We start from the raw sequence: 18,556 nt of genomic DNA on the forward strand, positions 1-18,556 counted from the left end.
CGCACGCTTGGAAAGCGTGTTGGGGGCAACCCCTCACGAGTTCGAATCTCGTATCCTCCGCCTTTGCCTAGCAAGGCAGTTGAAGGCCCCGACCGGGTTTCCGGTCGGGGCCTTCTTCGTGTCGTGGTCTCAGTTTTGGTCTCAGTTGGGGTTCTGGGCCTCAGGCGGCGTCTTCGGCGGGGTCCTCTGGGCCAGATCCGACGTCGCCCCACAGAGCCGCGCCGATCTTCTTGCCGACGTCGTTGAGCATGGGCTCGGTGACGTGCTGGTAGCGCTGGGCCATCGAGGTCGAGGACCAGCCCATGATCGCCATTACGATCCGCTCCGGCACGCCGAGCAGGAGCAGGACGGTCGAGGCGGTGTGGCGGGCGTCGTGGAGGCGGCCGTCACGGATGCCGGCCTCGCGCAGGAGACGCTTCCAGTGGTGGTAGTCGGTGCTGGGGTTGAGCGGCTCGCCGGTCTCCGAGGTGAAGACGTAGCCCTTGTCCGTCCAGAGGTCGCGCGCGAGGGCCCGCTCGCGGTCCTGCTCCTCCTTGTGCTGCCGGAGGATCACGACGAGCGGCTCGGGCAGCGGCACCGCGCGTCGCCCGGCTCGGGACTTGGTGTCCTTGGTCTCGCGTCGGATCGGCTCCTTCTGCGGGCAGAAGCCGGGCTTGCGCCCGCAGCGGTCGCCACAGCCGTGCCGGTACTTGGGCCGCAGCCGACCTCGCTTGACCCAGCCGACGCCTCGGGCGAAGTCGACGTCCTTCCACTGGAGCCCGAGCACCTCGCCCTGGCGCAGGCCGAGGGCGAGCGCGAAGATCCAGCGGGCGGAGTTGCGGCGCTTGCGCGCCGTGTCCATGAGCGCCTGGACCTCCTCGATCTCGAACGGCTCGACCTCCTCCTCTTCGAGCTTCGGGGCCTTGGCGATCGTGGCCACGTTGCGGGTGAGGTGGTCGCGCCGCAGGGCCTCGCCGAGGGCGACACGGATGGTGCGGTGGGCCTGGTGGGCGGTACCGGCGGCGCTGCCGGCGGCCTGCATCTTCCGGTAGAAGCGCTCCAGGTGCTCGGGCTCCAACTTCTCCAGGCGGTGCGCGCCGAGGCCGGGGACGAGGTGCACGCGGACAGCGACCTCGTATCCGGCGTACGTGTTCTCGCCGACGGTGCCCGGCACGATCTCCTTGATCCAGTGGGTCAGCCACTTGCCGACCGTCCACTTCTGGCCGGCCTTGGGCACGGTGCCGTTGTCGCGCAGCTTCTCCAGCTTGCGGACCTTGGCCGTGACCTCGGGGCGGGTCTTGGCACTGACGTGGCGGCGGTCGGGAGTGCCGTCGTCCTTCACCCCGACCGTGACACGGCCGTGCCAGCGGCCGTCGCCGCCCTGGTAGATCGAGGAGTCGCCGTTGGGCTTGCGGGTGTTCGCCATTCGGTTTCCCCCGCTCAGGCCGCGAGCGCGACGGTCGAAGGGGCAGCCTGCGTACGGGCGACCACGTACTCCTTGAGCGCCTCGGCGGGCACTCGGCGGAGACGGCCGATCGTCACGGACGGGACTTCGCCGGAGGCGACCAGGGCGTACATGGTCGTCCGGCCGACGCCGAGACGACGGGCGGCTTCCTCCACGGTGAGGGCGACGAGCGTCGGGTCCGGCACCTCCGTGCCGCAGTTGGCGACGAGGGCGAGGAGCTGGTGCTCCGTGAGGCCGATTGCGCCGGCTAGGCGCGCGAGGGACAGGGGCGTTTCAGGCATAGGTGTTCCTCCCAGCGGCGCGGGGCAACGCGCCGCCGTGGCGACTGTTGGGATGGGCGGTGGGTTGATGGGCTGCCGGGCGGCCCTCGACGTTCGTAGCGCCGAGGGTCGGGCAGCGGGGTAGGTGGTGGGCGGGGCGGGCACACTACGGCGGTCTCGGCTCGGGGCCTAAAACGATCTTGGACGCATGGGCCGGGTCGAGCGTTTTAGGTTGCGAGCCGGGTCGCGGCGATGATGCTCCGCGAGGCCGTCGATCCCCGAGCTGGCGGCCCTCAGCGTTCGTAGCGCCGAGGGTCGGGCAGGAGATGTTGGGCGGGACGGGCACACTACGGCGGCCCCGGCCGGAAACGAAAAAAGATCTTGGGCGCGTGCGCCGGTCTGACCCTTTTTAGGTTTCCGGCCGGGTCGCGGCGAGGATGCCCCAGGCGGCGAGCTGGGCGGGCTCGCTTACCGGTCGGCCGAGGGGTCCCTGCGGAGCGGGTCCCACTGGGAGTTGGGGGCCGGGTACCACGCGGGCTCGGCGCCGGAGGGGCCGAGGTCGACGCCTTGGGCTTCGAGCCGTTCGGCGATCTCCTCGTACGTGCGCAGGGCCTCGTCATGCCGGGCTTTGGCGGCCTGTTCGAGGTCGTGGGCGGTTCTCCACTCCTGCTCGGCCTTCTCGACGGCGAAGCCTGCTTCCTGCAGCTCGTAGTCCGGTTCGTCCGGGCCAGCCACGGCTTCGGTCATGAAGTTCGCTGGCGGGACGCTGAGTGCCTTGGCCAGACCGATCACCTCGTCGAAGCGGACCGGGCGGGTTCCGTTCTCGATCTTGGCAACCTGGGTCTGATGGAACTTGAAGCCGAGCCGGGTCATGCGTTCGGCCACGTCCTCCTGGGAGAGGCGGGCGGCCTTGCGCAAGACCTTCAGGTTGTGGGCCACGAGGGCCTCGCCCTCCAGGGCCTTGTACCGATGCACCATGGGGTTGACCATACCAACCTCCTTCCGATTGCGAGTAGGCGCGACGCGACGACAGGAGCGACTGTAGCAGCATGAAAAGCCCAACCGCCAAGCGGTTGGCTAGACCTTCACGACATCTTCACGAATCAGCCCGGCCAGCATAAATGCCGAGAGAGGTTGAAATTGCCATGCGTGAATCGCTTGACAGGGGACCGACGCCCCGCTACGTTCGACCATGTCAGCATGAAATGACCAACCGACAGGAGGTTAAGCCGGGTCGGGCGCCAGCCCGGATGCCCCCAGGAAAACGCGAAGCCCCCGGCGCTACGAACACCGGGGGCTGATCGAAAACCTCGCCACCGCCCATCCCAGGACAGTCGACCTACGGCGGACCGGGTTGCCCCCCGGAGCCGCCGAGTGAGGATCTCCATGACCGAGGTTACTGCCTCCCAGCCCCACGCCACACCCCCCGCAGCGGACACGCCCGCTGTCGCATGGCCGCCCGTGGCCAAGGCCGGCGAGCCCGGCACCTACCTGCCCGCCCAGCAGGCCCTTGCGTCCACAGCCTGTGGACACGACGCCGAGGCGGCGCCTGCCAAGCCCACCGCCCCGGACGGGACCGACCTGATGCCCGACACCGAGGCGACCGAGGGCGCCGACCTGCTCGCGCAGCTGAAAGCCCAGATCGCGAAGTTCGTGATCCTTCCCTCCGAGCAGGCCCTGGACGCCGCCACGCTGTGGGTCGCCGCGACCCACCTGCAGGGCTCGTGGCAGCACGCCCCGCGCCTGGCCGTGGTCGGCCCGGCCAAGCGCTGCGGCAAGTCCCGCCTGCTCGACGTGCTCGCCGAGACGGTCCACCAGCCGATGCTGACGGTGAACTCTTCTCCGGCCGCCATCTTCCGCTCGATCAGCGAGGAGCCGCCCACCCTGCTCGTGGACGAGGCGGACACGATCTTCGGCAGCCCGAAGGCGGCGGAGAAGAACGAGGAGATGCGCGGCCTGCTGAACGCCGGGCACCAGCGCGACCGGTACGTGCTGCGGGTGGTCGGCAACGACCACACCCCGCGCAAGTTCCCCACCTTCGCCATGGCGGCCATCGCCGGCATCGGCGACCTCCCCGACACGATCATGGACCGCTCGATCGTGATCCGCATGCGCCGCCGAGCCGAGGGCGAGCGCGTCGCGCCGTACCGCACCGCGCGAGACCGCCCCGCCCTGCACGCGATCCGCGACAAGATCGCCCGCTGGACGGCACCGCTCGCTGACCGGGCCCTCCACCTGGAGCCGAGCATGCCGGTCGAGGACCGCGCCGCCGACACCTGGGAACCCCTGGTGATCATCGCCGACCTCGCCGGAGGACCATGGCCCCGCCTGGCCCGCCAGGCGTGCAAGCGCATGGTCGACGCCGAGGTCCAGACCGAGGAGGACAACCCCGGCGGCGCGCGGATCCTCGCGGACATCCGGCGGATCTTCCACGCTGCCGGTGAGCCGGACAGCATCGCCACCGACCAACTGCTGTTCAACCTCAACGGCGACCCCGAGGCCCCCTGGGCCGAGACCAGCCGAGGCGGGCTGACCCCGCGCGGCCTCGGCGCGATGCTCCGCGAGTTCGGCATCTCCTCCGGCAACGTCCGCATGCCCGACGGAACCCAGCGCAAGGGCTACCTGCGCAACAAGTTCCTCGACGCCTGGCGGCGCTACTGCCCCGCGGTCCACCCCGTGACCGCCACCGCAGCCGGCAGCAGAGGCTGACCGCCCTCCCCGAAATGCCGTCCCTGCCGTCCCAGCCGTAACACCGCAGGTCACCGCACCTGCCGCCAAGACGGAACGGCACCCCAAGACGGCAACGGCATCCGCACCAAGACGGATCAGGCCCCATGCCAAGACGGCAGCCGTCCACTCCCGCCAGCGCCCGCCGCCGCCCCCGTCCGGGGCGTGAGCGGCGGGCCCGGTGGCGGGACGGGAAACACATCCGTCTTGTGCCGTCCCAGCCGTCCCTGCCGTAAAACCGCAGCTCAAAGGCCATGCCTCCGGGACGGATACGAGCCCCAAGACGGATACCGCACCGCCCCGAACCCGAAATCCGCCGTGTCCACGGCACCACCCGGGCAGCCGAGCCCGCCCCAGCCCGGAGACCGTCCCGCAGCACCAAGACGGCAAGACGGCAAAGACGGCAATCCCACAAACCACCACCGCCCGACCCGCGAGGACCACCTTCCGCATGACCGCCACCACCCCACCGCGTCTGCCCCGCCCGGACGCCGTCCTCGTACAGGCCGCCATCGCTGGCGCCCTGTCCTTCGCCCACCTCCACGACATCGCCGAAGCCGCCGGACAACACGGCTGGAAAGCCTGGGCCTACCCCGTCTCGGTCGACCTGCTGCTCGTCGCCGCCTGGCACCGCATGCGGACCCTGCGCACCACCGGACACCCCGCCGGCACCGCCTGGACCTGGTTCGCCATCGCCCTGACCGCCTCCCTCGGCGCCAACGTCGCCACCGCCGGACTCCTCGACCTCGCCCACGTCCCTGCCTGGCTGCGGATCCTGGTCGCCGGATGGCCCGCCCTCGCCTTCTTCGGCGGCACCCTCCTCGCCCACAACACCACCGCCACCGACCCGAAGCGCGCCGATGGCGAACTCCCGCTCCGCGAAAACCCCGAGCCTGCACCGGCAACCGAGTCCGCACCGGTGACGGACGCGGAGCAGGGCGACCTGCCCGCCGACGAACCGGTGCGTGAGCCCGACGACGATGTCCGGCCCGACAGCCGGGAACCGGTGGTGGGCACCAGGCGCACCGGCCGCAAGCCCGCCGCCTCGATGGACGAGCTGGCCGAGATCGTCCGGCCTGCCGTCCAGGAGCACGGCCCCACCCAGGCCGTGATCAGGACAGTCCTGCGCGAGGCCGGCATACCCATCGCCAGCGACCGCCTCGGCAAGCTGACCCAGCGCTTCAAGGAGGAAGAGGCCAGGCAGCAGGCCGACGCGCAAGCCAGCGCCTCGGCGGCCTGAGGCCCCCGCCGCTCGCCCGAGCACCGGACCGCTTCCGGACCGGGCGAGCGGCCCCTCACCGAAGCTGACCGACGCTCACCGGAACTCCCCCAGCGTCCATCCGGAGACCCCGGAAGTCCTGAACCGGCGACGTGTACACCGGGACTCCGGCACCGCCAAACCCCTCTTCCGCCGGACCATCGCCCCGCATCCGGCGAACGCCCCACCAGCCGACAACCACCTTCCCTCACAGAAGAACCGGAAGATCCCCGTGCCCGACCAGCAGCACCACCTCGCCCCTGCTTCCGCCATGCCCGAGCAGGAAGCCCAGCCCCGCGGAACCGGTAGCGACAAGCCCGGACGTGGTGGCATATTCGCCCGCGTCAAGCAGGCCCTGCCCTGGACCGGCCACGGTCACGACGACGACGGAGCAAGCTGGGGCAAAGTCCACAACGCCGTTGGCGCCGCGGACTTTGCGCTTGACCCCGCCCCAGGGGTGGCGGGGCAGGACCGGCGCGAGGGCGCGCCGGACCAGGAGGTCATGACCGAGGGCGGCCACGACCAGGACGAACTTCCCCCGTACGACACCGAGCCGCACAACGACATCGACGCCGAGCGTGCCGACGCCGACGACCGCGTCGTGCGTGAAGCGCCGACCGTGACCCCTGCCGAGTTCATCCACGAGCGCGTTCCGGTGCTCGACCGCCCCGCGCTTCCGGTGGACGACAACACCGCTCCGCTTGCCGAACGCATGTACCGGCCGCGTTCCGGAACCAAGCGCGACGACCAGATCACCTGCTCGGTCGAGCCGGCAGAGAAGGAACTGCTCGACTTCGTCGCCACGAAGCTCAAGCGCTCTCGATCCGCGTTCCTCGCGGATTCCGCCATGAGCGTCGCCCAGGCGTACATGCGGACCGGCCGCCTCGATGCGTTCGTCCCCATGCCCGACTACGAGGCCATCGCCCTCCTCACCGAAGCGATCGGCACCCACCAGCGGGCAATCGACCGGGCCGGCAACAACCTCAACCAGCTCATGGTCGAGGTCTACAGCGGCCCGATCCCCGAGCGCGCCATGGAAGTCCTGACCGAGCTGCACGCCTGCGCGACCCAGGCCCGTCACGCTTACCAGCGCGTCCTGCCGGGAGGCCGCCGTGGTGCCTGACGTCTCCACCGGCTCGCGCACCCGCGGTCTGCTCTCCTACCTCTTCGGCCCCGGCCGACGCGACGAGCACACCGACCCGCACATCGTCGCCGCGTTCGCCATGCCCGGCCTGCCCGACCCCGGCCGAGCCCCCCTCGACCAGCACCATCAGCTCCTCGACCAACTGGCTGACTACCTTGACCAGCCCGTCCGCGCCCGCGAGAGGCGCCTGGGCGCGACCGTCCCGCAGCACGTGTGGCACTGCCCTGTGCGCACCGCCCCGGGCGACCGCTACCTCACCGACGCCGAGTGGGCCGAGGTCGCCCGCCGGATCGTCCACGCCACTGGCATCGCGCCCGATGGCGACGACAAGGGCTGCCGGTGGATCGCCGTACGCCACGCCGACGACCACATCCACATCATGGCCACCAGCGTCCGCGAGGACGGCCGCCGCCCCCGCAACAAGCGCGACGGCCAACGCGCCCAGGCCGAGTGTCGCAAGATCGAGAAGGAACTCGGCCTGCGCCAGCTCAACTCCGGCGACCACACCGCCGCCCCGATGCCCACCAGCGCCGAGCAGGCCAAGGCCCAGCGCACCGGCCACCAGCAGACCGCCAAGGAGTGGCTGCAGGAACAGGCCCAAGCCGTCGCCGCCGCCGTCCGCGACGAGCAGGAGTACTTCTCCACCCTCACCGCCCTCGGCATCCAGGTCCGCTACCGCATCGGACCCGAGAGCGGCGACGTCATCGGCTACAGCCTCGCCCGCCCTGGCGACGTCAACGCCCAAGGCGAACCCGTCTACTTCGGCGGCTCCAAGCTCTCCCCCGACCTGTCCATCAACCGCCTGCGCGAACGCCTCACCACCCAGCAGCCCACCACACCCGCACAGGGCACGATCGAACCGGACCGCTGGCGACAGGCCGAGACCACCCTGCGGGAGACCGCCCGCTTCGCCTACCAGGACCAACACCACCCCGACGTGCCCGGCATTGACGCGTTCGACAACGTCGTCCAGGCCCAGGCCGCCGCCTTCGGCGAACTCCTCCACACCGCCGCCCTCACCGCACCCGCCCACACCCGCGCCGAACTACGAGCCGCCGCAACCGCGTTCAACCGCGCCACCCGATCCAAGGTCCGTGCCGAACACCAGCAGGCCGCAGCCCTCCGCACCGCCGCCAAGCAACTCCTGCACACCGCCGGCTCCGGCGAGGACGGCGCCACCGCCGCAGCCCTGCTGTCCACCGCCGTCTTCGTCGTGATCGCCATTGCCCGCTGGCACCAGACCCGAGGCCACCAGCAGCAAGCCCACGCCGCCCAGCAGTCCCTCGTCCACCTGCGAACCGCCTACCGGCAGACGGCCGAGCCGGTCATCGCCGACCTCACCCGCCGCACCCCCACCCCCAAGACCACCGACCGCCTCGCCGCCCAGGTCCAGGCCGCCGTCCCCGACCACGCCCAGCGCATCCTCGCCGACCCGTCCTGGCCTGCCCTCGCCACCGCGCTCGCCCAGGCCGAATCCTCCGGCCAACCACCCCGTCGAGCCCTCACCGAGGCCGCCCAGCAACGGGAACTCACCACCGCCGACCGACCGGCCGAAGTCCTCCTCTGGCGCCTGCGCAACGCCACCGCCGACCGCATCGACAAGCGCGCCCAGGCCGCCCGAGCCCACACCACCAGCACTACCGCGAAGGCCGCGCCCACCACGCCCGCCGTGCCGACCAGCCCCAAGGCCGCCAGCGATCCCACCCGCCGACGCTGATGCTCACGTGCCTGAACCGCGCCCCCAAGTCACACGAACGCCCGTGCCATAGATGTCGGTTCGATGTCTTCTCCGGTGGCCGGGAACCACCCCGGCCGCCGTGCGTCTTGTGTGCTTGCCAGCCGTCACCCGACACCGAAGGGCCCCACTTGACCAACCCCAGCACCGACCACGACGGCCACCACAGAGCCGTCATCCGCGCCGTCCCCCACCCCGGCGAACTCGACGCCCGCGGCATCCCCATCACCTGCCCCGACTGCCGCGCCCGCCGGGACTGGCTCCTCCTCAACGTCCGCCACCAGGTCTTCGTCCGCTGCCGCTGCGCGACCGAGTGGCACGAGCCCGACCTCACCCGCGCCTACTTCGACCTGCACTTCACCGCCCCCGAACACGAGTGGGACGACTACGGAACCGCCATGCGGGCACTTGCCTTCGACGGCCTGCTCGCCGGCACTACCTGGTCGTGACCCGCAGCCTGAGGCTCGCCTACACAGCGGGCCTCAGGCATTCCAGGGCCGGCCCACGAACCAGCAGCACCTTCCCGGACAACGCGGTCACTGCCAGCTCCGGTCCGAAAGCACTACACCGTGGCCCCCAGCATCGGTACGGTAGCGATCCGTAGTGGCTTCAACACGGCACCGGGGGCCAGCGTGGGGGGCAACGGCATCACGTTCGGCAAGTTCATCGCGCTCCGTCGCGCCGAGATGGAGTGGACCCAGCTCCGCCTCGCCACTGAGCTCGACCGCAGCGAGGTCTGGATGTCCCTGGTCGAACGGGACTTGCAGCAGGTGAAAGATCTGACCCTGCTCCGGCGCCTCGCGGAGGTACTGAGCTGCGAGCTCAACGAGCTGATGGCCTTACCGCAACCAGCCGCAGACCGGCCGAGGTCCCGCCCCCGCAAGTCCACCTCGGCTACGCTGACGAGCAGTTCCGCTGCCGAGGAGGACGATGTGCGACGCCGCCCGTTCCTGACCCTGGCGGCTGCCGCCCTGTTCACCCCGGTTGCCGGCCAGCAGGCCGCGCACGCCGAGGCAGCCTCACCGCTGGCCGGCCTGGAGGACCTGCTGCTCTACGGGACAGGGCGGGTTCCGGCGCCCCGCAGCGAGCCCACCCACGAGACAGTCGCCGCCTCCCTCCTGACGTCCCGTCGCGAGTTCAAGGCAGCCAAGTACGACGCGCTCGCTGAGGCTCTGCCGAGCCGGATCGCTACCGCCCAGATGGTCGGCAGCACCGAGGAGCGGGCTCGCAACGTCGCCCGGCTCTACAACATCGCAGTTCGGCTGTGCATCAAGATCGGTGACAACAACCTGGTGGCCATCACCGCCGACCGCGCGCTCACCGCCGCCCGGGACGGCGGCGACCCGCTAGTGGTCGCCGAGGCACAGCGGATGGTCTCCAGCGCCTGGCGCCGCCAGGGCAGCCTGGCCCGAGCAACCGACATCGTGGTGGTCGCCGCCGAAGACCTCCTCGCCGACACCGCGGTCCCCGAGTCTGCCCGCCTGGCCGCCCGCGGCGACCTGTACGCCACTGCGGCCTATACCGCCGCGAAGACCGGCGACCGCACCTACGCGCACTCGCTGATCCGTGAGGCTGCCGACAGCGCCGCAGCTGCCGGCCGGGCTTCCGGCCTGGTCGACGGCATCCAGGGCGTCGCCCTGCACGAGTTGTCGGTGCATTACGAGCTTGGTGACGCCGGCCGAGCAATCGAGCTGGCCTCCACGATCGACCCCACCGCGCTGCCGACCGCCGAGCGGCAAGCCCGGTTCTTCACCGATGTGGCCCGTGCGTTCGACCAGTGGAACAAGCCCGAACAGTGCTACCGGGCTCTGCTGGCCGCCGAGGAGGCGGCCCCGCAGGAAATCCGCCGGGGTGCCGTCCGTGACCTTGTCACCCCCTTGCTTCGGCACGAGCGCAAGCTGCCCGGCGTACGGGACTTCGCCGCCCGAGCGGGCGTTCAGATCGTCTGACCCGTAGCCGGACTACGTGCCGTAGTCCGGCTACGGTTCCAGGCTTCCGCCCGGCAGTTCACTGGGGAACGTCCACTCCTCCCCCTGCTGCCGAAGGCCCTCCCATGCCAACGCCCAGCACCTCCCCGCCGCCCGACAACCGGCGGCACGCCGCCCCAACGGATCGTGACCGGCTCGGCGCCTTCCTCACCGCATCCTGGGCCGCCTTGCACCTGCCCGTGCTCGCCCTACTTGGCCTGGCTGTTCATAATCAGCCGGCTGAGGCCAGCCCCCAGGTTTCGGCGACCGCGCCCGATCTGCCTGCCTTCTGAGGCACCCGGAGGCCGTCGCAACGGCCCCTCCCCTTCTTCCTCGCTCGCCCGAGAGGAGATCCAGCCATGCACCGGCTGACCGACGCGCCTGCGCTGAACACTGAGCTGGAGCGCATCGACTACCGCACCACACCCGCGTACTACTTCGATACCGAGCACGTCACCGACCCGGTCGTGCTGCACCTGCTGAACTGCTGCCCGACCGTGTTCGGCCTCAAGAAGGCCATCACCGACCTGCTGGCCGGCAACCTGGACGTCTCGCTGCCGGAGGCGACCGGGACCATCGAGCCCGGCGCCACCGTTCGGGGCCACGTGATCGTGGCTCCCGGAGCCGTCATTGCGGAAGGCGCGTTCGTCACCGGCCCGGTGCTTGTCTGCACCGGCGCGGTGATCGAGGCCGGCGCACGGGTGCGCGACAACACCGTCGTCGGTCCCGGTTGCCAGATCGGCTTCGGCGCCGAGGTCACCCGCTCCCTGCTGACCGGCGGGGTCTTCATGAAGCACACCAGCTTTGTCGGGGACTCCGTGCTCGGCCTCGGCGTCAACATCGGCGCGTTCGTGTCCACCACTGGCCTGCGGGTCACCTCCGGGCCGGTCGTTGAACCGGCCACCGAAGAGGTCTGCGCCCACCTCGACGGCCGCCGCATCGCCACCGGCCAGACGAAGTTCGGCGCGGTGATCGGCGACGGCGTGATCGTTCCCGCCGGCACCGTGCTCCAGCCCGCCACCCTGATCGGCGCGCACACCCTGCTCTACCCGAAGACCCAGGTCGGGGGCTTCTTCCCGGCCGGAAGCCAGGGAAGGTGACCATGCCCACCACCGACACCACCACCATGACCGACCAGCGGGCCGTGCGGATCACCGGGGGCCGCCGCCTGGTCGGCACCGCCGCCGTCCAGGGCAGCAAGAACATCGCCCTGCACCTGTACGCCGCCGCGATCCTCGCCGACGACCCGCTCACCCTGGCCGGTGCACCCGAGATCCTGGACACCCTGGTCGTCGCCGACATCCTGCACCGCACCGGCACCCGCGCCACCGTGGCAGGCGACGAGTTCGCCACCCGACCGGCCGACTCCTACTTCCCGGTTATCCCGGACGACCTCGGACGGCGCATCCGCACCACCGCGGTGATGGGCGGCGCCCTACTGGCCCGCGCCGGCAAGGTCACCTTCCCCACCCCCGGCGGGGACGCCTTCTGCGCCCGCTACATCGACCGGCACCTGGCCGCGATGGAAGCCGCCGGGGCCGAGGTCGAGGTGAACCGGGGCCGGGTGCGGGCCCGCTTCACCGGCAAGCGGCTGCCGTTCATCACCGACGCCGAGACCCGCTCGTGGGGGCCGAGCCTGGGTGCGACGGTCACCGCGATGCTGCTGGCCGCCCGGACCCCGGGCACCTCCGCGATCCTCAACCCCAGTGTGGAACCCGAGGTCACCCGCACCGCCGCCCTGCTCTCGCAGGCCGGCGTCGGCATCGAGTGGCGGGGCGGGACGGCTCTGAACGTCACCGGCACCGACCGCATCCGGGGCGGGGTGTTCACCGTGCCGCCGGACCGGCTGGAGGCCGCCACTCTCGCGCTGGCCGCCGCCATCACCGGCGGCACCGTCCACCTGGACGGCTTCCCGCCGGCCGCGTTCCCGGACGGGCTGGTGTCGGTGTTCGCCGACGCCGGAATCCAGCTCGACCCGCTGGACGGCGGAACGGCGGTCAGCACCCCGGCCGGGCCGCGGCCGGTACAGATGGCCACCGGCCCGCACCCCCGCTTCCCGACCGACGTGCAGCCACAGCTGACTGCCTTCCTCACCCAGGCCGAGGGCACCTCCCGCATCGACGAGCGGATCTACACCCAGCGCGACACCCACCTGCCCGCCCTGGCCGCGTTCGGCGCTGCCGTCAACGCGACCGGCTCGGCGATCACCGTCCGGGGCCGGTCCGCCCTCAACGGCGCCAGCGTGGCTGGGGAGGACATCCGGGCTGTGACCGCTCTCGTGATCGCCGCCCTGGCTGCCGAGGGCACCTCTACGATCCGAGGGATGTATCACCTGCGGCGCGGATACGGCAGCCTGCTGCCGAAGTTGGCCGCGCTCGGTGCCCACCTGACGATCGACCAGGAGTAGCCGTGACCAACGCCGTGCCGTGGAAGCCGAACGCGCTCGCCGACCTGCGTGATTGCCTGGACTTGATGACCGCAGACGGCACTGTGCCTGGCGGCGTCATCGCCCATGGCACCTTCGACACCGAGCCCGGCTACCTGGCCTCCGGCGTCGTCGCCCCCGAGTGCGGCGACGCCCGGCCGGGGCCGGACACGGTGTACGACGTGGCCTCACTGACCAAGGTCCTGGCCACCTGGCCGCTGGTCGGCACCTCCCTCATGGACGGCTTCACCCTGGACACCCCGATCCGCGACCTGCTGACCGGCATCCCGGCCGAAGCACCCGGCGGCGAGGTGACGGCCCGCCAGATCCTGGCCCACACCTCCGGCCTGCGGGCCGACACTCGCCTCGACCGATACCGGGGCCGCACCGAGCCGCTGGCCGAGCTGATCTGCGGCGAAGACCTGATCGCTGAGCCCGGAGCCGGTCACCGCTACATCAACCGCGGCTTCATCCTCCTCGGCCTGGCTCTGGCCCACTACCGCTGCCAGCGCCTGGACGAGCTGGCAGCAGAGCTCTGGCAGCACCTCGACCTGACCAGCACGACCTACGGACCGGTGCCCCGCTCCGCCCTGGTCGCCCCGACCGAGCAGCGGCTGGCGGGCGGGCCCCGGCTGTGGGGGATGCCGCACGACGACAACGCCGCCCTGCTCGGCGGAGTCGCAGGCCACGCCGGGGTGTTCACCACCCCGGCCGACCTCGCCGCCTTCGCCACCCACCTGCTGTCCTCGCACGCCACCGATGGGCCCCTGGGCCGCTGGCTCGCCCACAGCATGCAGCCACAGGCCGAGATCGAGGCGGGCCTCGACCGTGGCCTGGCCTGGATCCTCGCCGACGAGGGCAGGGTGGCCTACCACCACGGCTTCACCGGGACCAGCCTCTACCTCGCCCCGGCCACCGGCCGCTACCTGGCCATCTGCACCAACGCCGTCTACCACCACCAGGACAACCGCACCCGTCTCGCCCCGCTGCGGACCCTCGCCCTGAAGGCGATCACCGACGAACCCTAGGAGGGCCACCCGTGCCCAGCACCACGCTCGCGTCCCTCACCACCCTGCGGCTCGGCGGCCCGGCCAGCGACGTCCTGCAGGTCGCCGACCCCGACGACTGGTTCGAACTGGTCCGCACGATCGGCGACCGGCAGGAGGACGCGCCCCTCACCCTCGGCCACGGCAGCAATGTCATCGCCTCCGACACCGGCCACGAGGGCACCGTCGCCCTGATGAACACCCGGGGCATCACCGTGAAGCGGGTGGACGACGACACGGTGGCCGCGACCGTCCAGGCCGGCCACCCGCTCGCCGACCTCGTCCAGTGGGCCGCAGCCGAACACCTCGCCGGGATCGAGTGCCTGGCCGGCATACCCGGCACTGTCGGCGCCGCCCCCGTCCAGAACGCCGGAGCCTACGGCCAGCAGGTCTCCGACACCCTCGACCACCTCACCGCCTGGGACTGGGACATGGGCCGCCTGCGGACCCTACCCACCCAGGCATGCCGCCTCCGCCACCGCGACAGCCGCTTCAAGAACGACCCCGGCCGCTGGACCATCCTCACCGCGACGTTCCACCTCACCCGCTCGCCGGCTGCCCCGATCACCTACCAGCCGCTCGCCGACGAACTCGGCGTCCACGTCGGCGCCCGACCGCCCGTGGCCGAGGTGGCCACCGCCGTCCTCGCCAACCGCCACCGCCGCGGACTCCTCCTCGACCCCCACGGACCCGACGCCCGCCAGGCCGGATCGGTCTTCCTCAACCCACCCGTCACCGCCACCCAGGCCGCCCGCTGGTCGGATGCCGGCTGCCCGGTCCACAGCGACAGCGACGGGCAACTGCGGGCCAGCGCCGGCTGGCTGCTGGAGCACACCGGCTACCGCCCCGGCTACAAGATCGCAGACGGCATCCGCTGCTCGGAACACCGCACCCTCACCCTCACCGCCCACGACGGAGCGACCGCAACTGGCTTCGCCCAGGCCCTCACTGAACTCTCGGCGCAGGTCGAGATCGCAACCGGCATCAAGCTCCGGCCCGAGCCGACGTTGGTCGGCGCCTGGGCATAAGAAGCCTGGTGGGCACCAAGACCTCCATGCGCGGAAACATACCCCTCCGCGCCGCCATCAGCAGCCAAGACGACGGCGAACACTGGCACTTCACTCGGGGCACCGAGAACCGCGAGCATCCGGTCAGGGCAGTGGCACGGCGTGAAGGCAGGCATGGCGGCCGGGCCCCGGCAGCGCGGTGAGCGGCCGGGCCACCTCTCCTTCGATCGCCACCCGGAATGCGCCCGCCTCATCTGTGTACACCGGTTCCCCGGTAGCGGTGTACACGCCGATGAGGTGGACGACGACGACCTCGGGCGGCCCGTGCCGGCCGGGCGGCCCGTGCCGGCCGGGCGGGCCGGGCGGGCCGGGCGGGCCGGGCAGGGTGACCGCGTAGCGCTGGGGTCTGTCCATCGGTCGCGTCGCCTCATTCGGTGTGCGGTTGGGTGCTTGCCAGGGCAGCGCGGAGCGCTCCCGCGAGGTGGGTCGGGCCCGCTGTTTCAGGCGACGGCGGCCAGGTCCGCGCGGCCGAACAGCAGGGCGTAGCCGCGGGGTAGGTGGGCGAGGAGGCAGTCGGTGAGGTTGTCGTCGGTGAGGGTGGTGAGGGCGGCCAGGACGGAGGAGGCGTCCCAGCGGGCGGCGGTGAGGCTGGTGCCCAGGGTGTGGGCGAGGCTTTCGACGAAAGCGGGGGCGGTGACGGGATGGGGCAGGGGGATCTGGGCGGCGAGGACGGCGCGGGCCCGTTCGGGCAGGGCTGCGGCGAGGTCGCAGCGTTCGTCGCCGGTGAGCTGGGAGCCGAGGAGGGCCAGGACGGCATCGAGGGCGCGTTCGGCTTCCTCGTCGGTGGGGTAGCGACCGAGGTTGCGGACCTGCTGGAGGAGGTGGCGGTAGCGGGTCATGACCGTGGAGCCTTCCAGGGGCTGGCCGCTGGGCGGGCCGGCGGCGTGTGAGGGGTGGTCAGGGTCAGGGTCAGGGTCGCGTCCCTGCGGTCGGGCGGCCGAACAGCAGGTCGTAGCCGGGTGGCAACTGGAGCAGGACCTGGTCCATGAGGTAGTCGCCGGCGGCGTCGGCCACTGTGGACAGGACGGCGCCGATGTCCCACAGGGCCGTGGCCTCGGTGGCGCCCTCGATCCAGGCCGCGGTCGCGCGCACGAACCGCTCGGGGTTGAGTGGCTCGGCGGCGTGCAGCGGGTTGAGCAGGATCAGGGCCATGGTCTCGGGCAGTCGGGCGGCCAGTTCGGCGCGCACGTCGCCGACCAGGTGGGCGCCGAGCAGGGCCAGGATTACCCGGGCGGCCCGCTCGGCCTCCTGCGGGCTGTCGTACTCACCGCGCTCCCGGACCTCTTCCAGGAACGTCTCCCATCGAAGCGTCATCGCGGTTCTTCCTCCGTACCGAGGCCCGGCGCGCCCGGGTGGCCTCAAGGCTCGACAGCCAGGCGCCGGTGCAGACCGGTCAGCTTGAGCAGCCGCATCACGCAGCGGCCGGCCCCGCGCAGGACCAGGCGGGCATCGCACCGGTCGGCCTGGCCCTGGGCCCGGACCAAGGCGCCCAGGCCCGCGCAGTCCATGAACGTCACCTCCGACAGATCCAGCACCACCTCCCGGTGCGACTCGAGCGCGGTGGCCAGAGCACGGTGCAGCGAGGGTGCGGCGTCGAGGTCGATCTCGCCGTGGGCTCGCACGATGAAGGGCTGGTTGCTCTGGCCGTTCATGGCGTTTCCGCGTCGCTGCTGGTAGGCCGGTCCAAGTAGGCCGGCCCGGCGGTCGAGGGATGTTCCGGCCGCCCCATTCGATCGAGGGGGAGAGATCAGGGGCGGCCGGAACGGCATCGGGGAACGGATCAGGCCTGGATCTGCTTGCGGCTTCCGCTGTGGCTGATCTCGATCTTGCGGGGCTTGGCCTTCTCGGCGACCGGGATCTTCAGGGTCAGCACGCCGGCGTCGTAGTCGGCGGTGATCCCGGCGGGGTCGAGGGTGTCGGAGAGCATGACCTGGCGGGAGAACACGCCGAGCGGGCGCTCGGACAGCTCCCACTTGATGCCCTCGCCTTCCTGGCGCGGGCGGCGCTCGGCCTTGACGGTCACCATGTTCCGCTCGACGTCGATGTCGATCGCCTCCGGGTCAACCCCCGGCAGGTCGAAGCAGATCACGTACTCGTCGCCGGCCCGGTAGGCGTCCAACGGCATCGGCGTCGGACGCGACCAGGTGCCGGTCGTGTTGAGGAACTGCTGGGTCAGCCGGTCCAGCTCACGGAACGGGTCAGTGCGCAGCAGCATTGCGAAACACCTCCAGGTGGTTGGGCTGTGGGAGCCAGTGCGCTTCACCTGACTCCTTTCTAGCGCGTCATCCATCCGATGACAAGTCGCCGCGTCGCCTATAGAGTGACTGCATGAGCGAGAAGTCCCGCAGAGCCGCCCCCAACGCCTGCCCGCCGGTCGAGCCCGTCTCGTTCCTGGCAGCCGCGGCGGCGCTGGCCGCCATCGACGACGCCGTCCGCACCGCCCAGAACCCCGCGTCCCGGCCCCCGACCGCCCCCGGTGAGCGGGAAGGCCCCGAGCAGGCCCTGGCCGCACTCGTCCTGCTGCGCGAACTACGCGGCCAGCTCGCCGGCTGGGAGGCCGGCCTGGTGGAGAGCGCCCGGGAAGCCGGCGCCACCTGGGCCGACCTCGCCCACCCGATGGGCGTCGCCAGCCGCCAGGCCGCCGAGAACCGCTACCTGCGCCTCAAGCCCGCCGCCGAAGTTTCGCGGTCCGGTACCGGCGCGGAACGGGTCAAGGCTGTCCGTGACCGGCGAGCCGCCGACCGATCGGTCACCGTCTGGGCCCGCGACAACGCCGCCGAGCTGCGGGTCCTCGCCGCCCAGATCACCACGGCCGCACTCGCTCCCGGCGCCCGTCCCGCCCAGGCCGCCCTGACCGCCGCCCTCGGCGCCACCGACCCCGCCGACCTGATAGAGCCCCTCGCCGCCGTCCGCCCCCACCTCGGAACCGGCCAGGGCCACCTCGCCACCCGCCTCGACGCCCTCACCCACCACACCACCCAGCTCCGCGATGACAGCGACCGACGCCGCGCCTGACCCTGCCACCGCCGCCGAAAGGCGCTGGCAGGACCTCCTGGACCGGATCCACGACCTCGAAGCACGAGTGGCCGCCACCACGAGCACCGTCAACGCCGCCCTCGACCACCACCTCGCCCGCCTCGACGCCCTGCGCCGCCACCTCGCCCACCCCAACTGGCCACTGCCCGCCCCCGATCCGGACAGTCCCCGTGCTTAGGAGCGGGCTCGCCTCATGGCGCGTAGAGGCAGGAGCCAGCTGACCAGAGGCGTCGTGAGTAGGGGCTGTCGGGCCTGGTGAGCGGAGCCAGCTGGTCTCAGTTTTGGTCTCATTCACCCCCGTCCAGCCGGGTTCAGCCGCCGCCCAGCGGTTCACTCCGGCGCAGGTCAGGACGGGTGTGAACCCCGGCGGACGGCGTTCGGGAGAATTGGAAAGCGTGTTGGGGGCAACCCCTCACGAGTTCGAATCTCGTATCCTCCGCCTCTGCC

20 protein-coding genes are annotated in these 18,556 nt (G+C 71.5%); 12 read left to right on the forward strand and 8 right to left on the reverse strand.

The window, feature by feature from the left end; genetic code table 11:
- Positions 1–160: 160 nt before the first annotated feature.
- The 3 genes from ACFV4F_RS38240 to ACFV4F_RS38250 all read right to left on the reverse strand — a co-directional run bounded on the left by ACFV4F_RS38240 (position 161) and on the right by ACFV4F_RS38250 (position 2,682).
- Positions 161–1,405: a tyrosine-type recombinase/integrase gene (locus ACFV4F_RS38240; protein ID WP_380509750.1), complete on the reverse strand. Its 1,245-nt coding sequence runs from the start codon at positions 1,403–1,405 to the stop codon at positions 161–163.
- 14 nt (positions 1,406–1,419) lie between these two features.
- Positions 1,420–1,725 (reverse strand): helix-turn-helix domain-containing protein, encoded by a 306-nt coding sequence (locus ACFV4F_RS38245; protein WP_380509753.1) that lies wholly within the window; start codon positions 1,723–1,725, stop codon positions 1,420–1,422.
- Positions 1,726–2,172: 447 nt separating this feature from the next.
- Positions 2,173–2,682: a helix-turn-helix domain-containing protein gene (locus ACFV4F_RS38250; protein WP_380308824.1), complete on the reverse strand. Its 510-nt coding sequence runs from the start codon at positions 2,680–2,682 to the stop codon at positions 2,173–2,175.
- Between the two features lie 408 nt (positions 2,683–3,090).
- Between ACFV4F_RS38250 and ACFV4F_RS38255 the strand changes: the two genes are divergently transcribed.
- From ACFV4F_RS38255 to ACFV4F_RS38300, 10 genes are all read left to right on the forward strand, one after another.
- Entirely contained in the window at positions 3,091–4,413 is a 1,323-nt protein-coding gene (locus ACFV4F_RS38255; RefSeq protein ID WP_380509756.1) for a DUF3631 domain-containing protein, read from the forward strand.
- A gap of 469 nt (positions 4,414–4,882) precedes the next feature.
- A complete protein-coding gene (locus tag ACFV4F_RS38260; protein ID WP_380509759.1) occupies positions 4,883–5,671 on the forward strand; it encodes a DUF2637 domain-containing protein in 789 nt (262 codons plus the stop codon).
- Between the two features lie 250 nt (positions 5,672–5,921).
- A complete protein-coding gene (locus ACFV4F_RS38265; RefSeq protein WP_380509762.1) occupies positions 5,922–6,812 on the forward strand; it encodes a hypothetical protein in 891 nt (296 codons plus the stop codon).
- Positions 6,802–8,550: a relaxase/mobilization nuclease domain-containing protein gene (locus tag ACFV4F_RS38270; RefSeq protein ID WP_380509765.1), complete on the forward strand. Its 1,749-nt coding sequence runs from the start codon at positions 6,802–6,804 to the stop codon at positions 8,548–8,550. The genes ACFV4F_RS38265 and ACFV4F_RS38270 overlap by 11 nt, the downstream gene beginning before the upstream one ends.
- 149 nt (positions 8,551–8,699) lie before the next feature.
- Positions 8,700–9,017: a hypothetical protein gene (locus ACFV4F_RS38275; protein WP_380390146.1), complete on the forward strand. Its 318-nt coding sequence runs from the start codon at positions 8,700–8,702 to the stop codon at positions 9,015–9,017.
- A 120-nt stretch (positions 9,018–9,137) separates the two neighbouring features.
- The gene (locus tag ACFV4F_RS38280) at positions 9,138–10,517 is read left to right on the forward strand and encodes a helix-turn-helix domain-containing protein (protein ID WP_380390144.1); all 1,380 of its coding nucleotides are present in this window, start codon (positions 9,138–9,140) and stop codon (positions 10,515–10,517) included.
- Positions 10,518–10,894: 377 nt separating this feature from the next.
- Positions 10,895–11,635, forward strand: a complete 741-nt coding sequence (locus tag ACFV4F_RS38285) for a hypothetical protein (protein WP_380390142.1) — start codon at positions 10,895–10,897, stop codon at positions 11,633–11,635.
- A 2-nt stretch (positions 11,636–11,637) separates the two neighbouring features.
- Positions 11,638–12,942 (forward strand): UDP-N-acetylglucosamine 1-carboxyvinyltransferase, encoded by a 1,305-nt coding sequence (locus tag ACFV4F_RS38290; RefSeq protein WP_380509768.1) that lies wholly within the window; start codon positions 11,638–11,640, stop codon positions 12,940–12,942.
- Between the two features lie 2 nt (positions 12,943–12,944).
- Positions 12,945–13,988, forward strand: a complete 1,044-nt coding sequence (locus ACFV4F_RS38295) for a serine hydrolase domain-containing protein (RefSeq protein WP_380390140.1) — start codon at positions 12,945–12,947, stop codon at positions 13,986–13,988.
- An 11-nt stretch (positions 13,989–13,999) separates the two neighbouring features.
- Entirely contained in the window at positions 14,000–15,034 is a 1,035-nt protein-coding gene (locus tag ACFV4F_RS38300; protein ID WP_380390137.1) for a UDP-N-acetylmuramate dehydrogenase, read from the forward strand.
- Between the two features lie 123 nt (positions 15,035–15,157).
- Here ACFV4F_RS38300 and ACFV4F_RS38305 read toward each other — a convergent pair whose 3' ends face one another.
- The 5 genes from ACFV4F_RS38305 to ACFV4F_RS38325 form a co-directional block, all read right to left on the reverse strand.
- Positions 15,158–15,427, reverse strand: coding sequence for a DUF6296 family protein (locus ACFV4F_RS38305; protein WP_380509771.1), 270 nt, complete (start codon positions 15,425–15,427; stop codon positions 15,158–15,160).
- Positions 15,428–15,513: 86 nt separating this feature from the next.
- Positions 15,514–15,912 carry a DUF2267 domain-containing protein gene (locus ACFV4F_RS38310; RefSeq protein WP_380390135.1) on the reverse strand — a complete coding sequence of 133 codons (399 nt, stop codon included), beginning with the start codon at positions 15,910–15,912 and terminating at the stop codon, positions 15,514–15,516.
- Between the two features lie 70 nt (positions 15,913–15,982).
- Complete coding sequence (locus ACFV4F_RS38315; protein ID WP_380301031.1) at positions 15,983–16,387, reverse strand: DUF2267 domain-containing protein; 405 nt, start codon at positions 16,385–16,387, stop codon at positions 15,983–15,985.
- 44 nt (positions 16,388–16,431) lie between these two features.
- On the reverse strand, positions 16,432–16,725 hold the full coding sequence (locus ACFV4F_RS38320) for an STAS domain-containing protein (RefSeq protein WP_380301029.1): 294 nt from the start codon (positions 16,723–16,725) through the stop codon (positions 16,432–16,434).
- Positions 16,726–16,853: 128 nt separating this feature from the next.
- Entirely contained in the window at positions 16,854–17,288 is a 435-nt protein-coding gene (locus ACFV4F_RS38325; protein ID WP_049649656.1) for an Hsp20/alpha crystallin family protein, read from the reverse strand.
- Positions 17,289–17,401: 113 nt separating this feature from the next.
- On the opposite strand from ACFV4F_RS38325, the gene ACFV4F_RS38330 reads away from it, so the two are divergent.
- Together ACFV4F_RS38330 and ACFV4F_RS38335 are read left to right on the forward strand one after the other, a co-directional pair.
- Complete coding sequence (locus tag ACFV4F_RS38330; RefSeq protein ID WP_380301027.1) at positions 17,402–18,088, forward strand: hypothetical protein; 687 nt, start codon at positions 17,402–17,404, stop codon at positions 18,086–18,088.
- The gene (locus ACFV4F_RS38335; protein WP_380301025.1) at positions 18,063–18,287 is read left to right on the forward strand and encodes a hypothetical protein; all 225 of its coding nucleotides are present in this window, start codon (positions 18,063–18,065) and stop codon (positions 18,285–18,287) included. The genes ACFV4F_RS38330 and ACFV4F_RS38335 overlap by 26 nt, the downstream gene beginning before the upstream one ends.
- The last annotated feature ends 269 nt before the right edge of the window (positions 18,288–18,556 follow it).

This window comes from Kitasatospora sp. NPDC059722 (assembly GCF_042733235.1).
In the GTDB taxonomy this organism is placed as follows: Bacteria; Actinomycetota; Actinomycetes; order Streptomycetales; family Streptomycetaceae; genus Kitasatospora.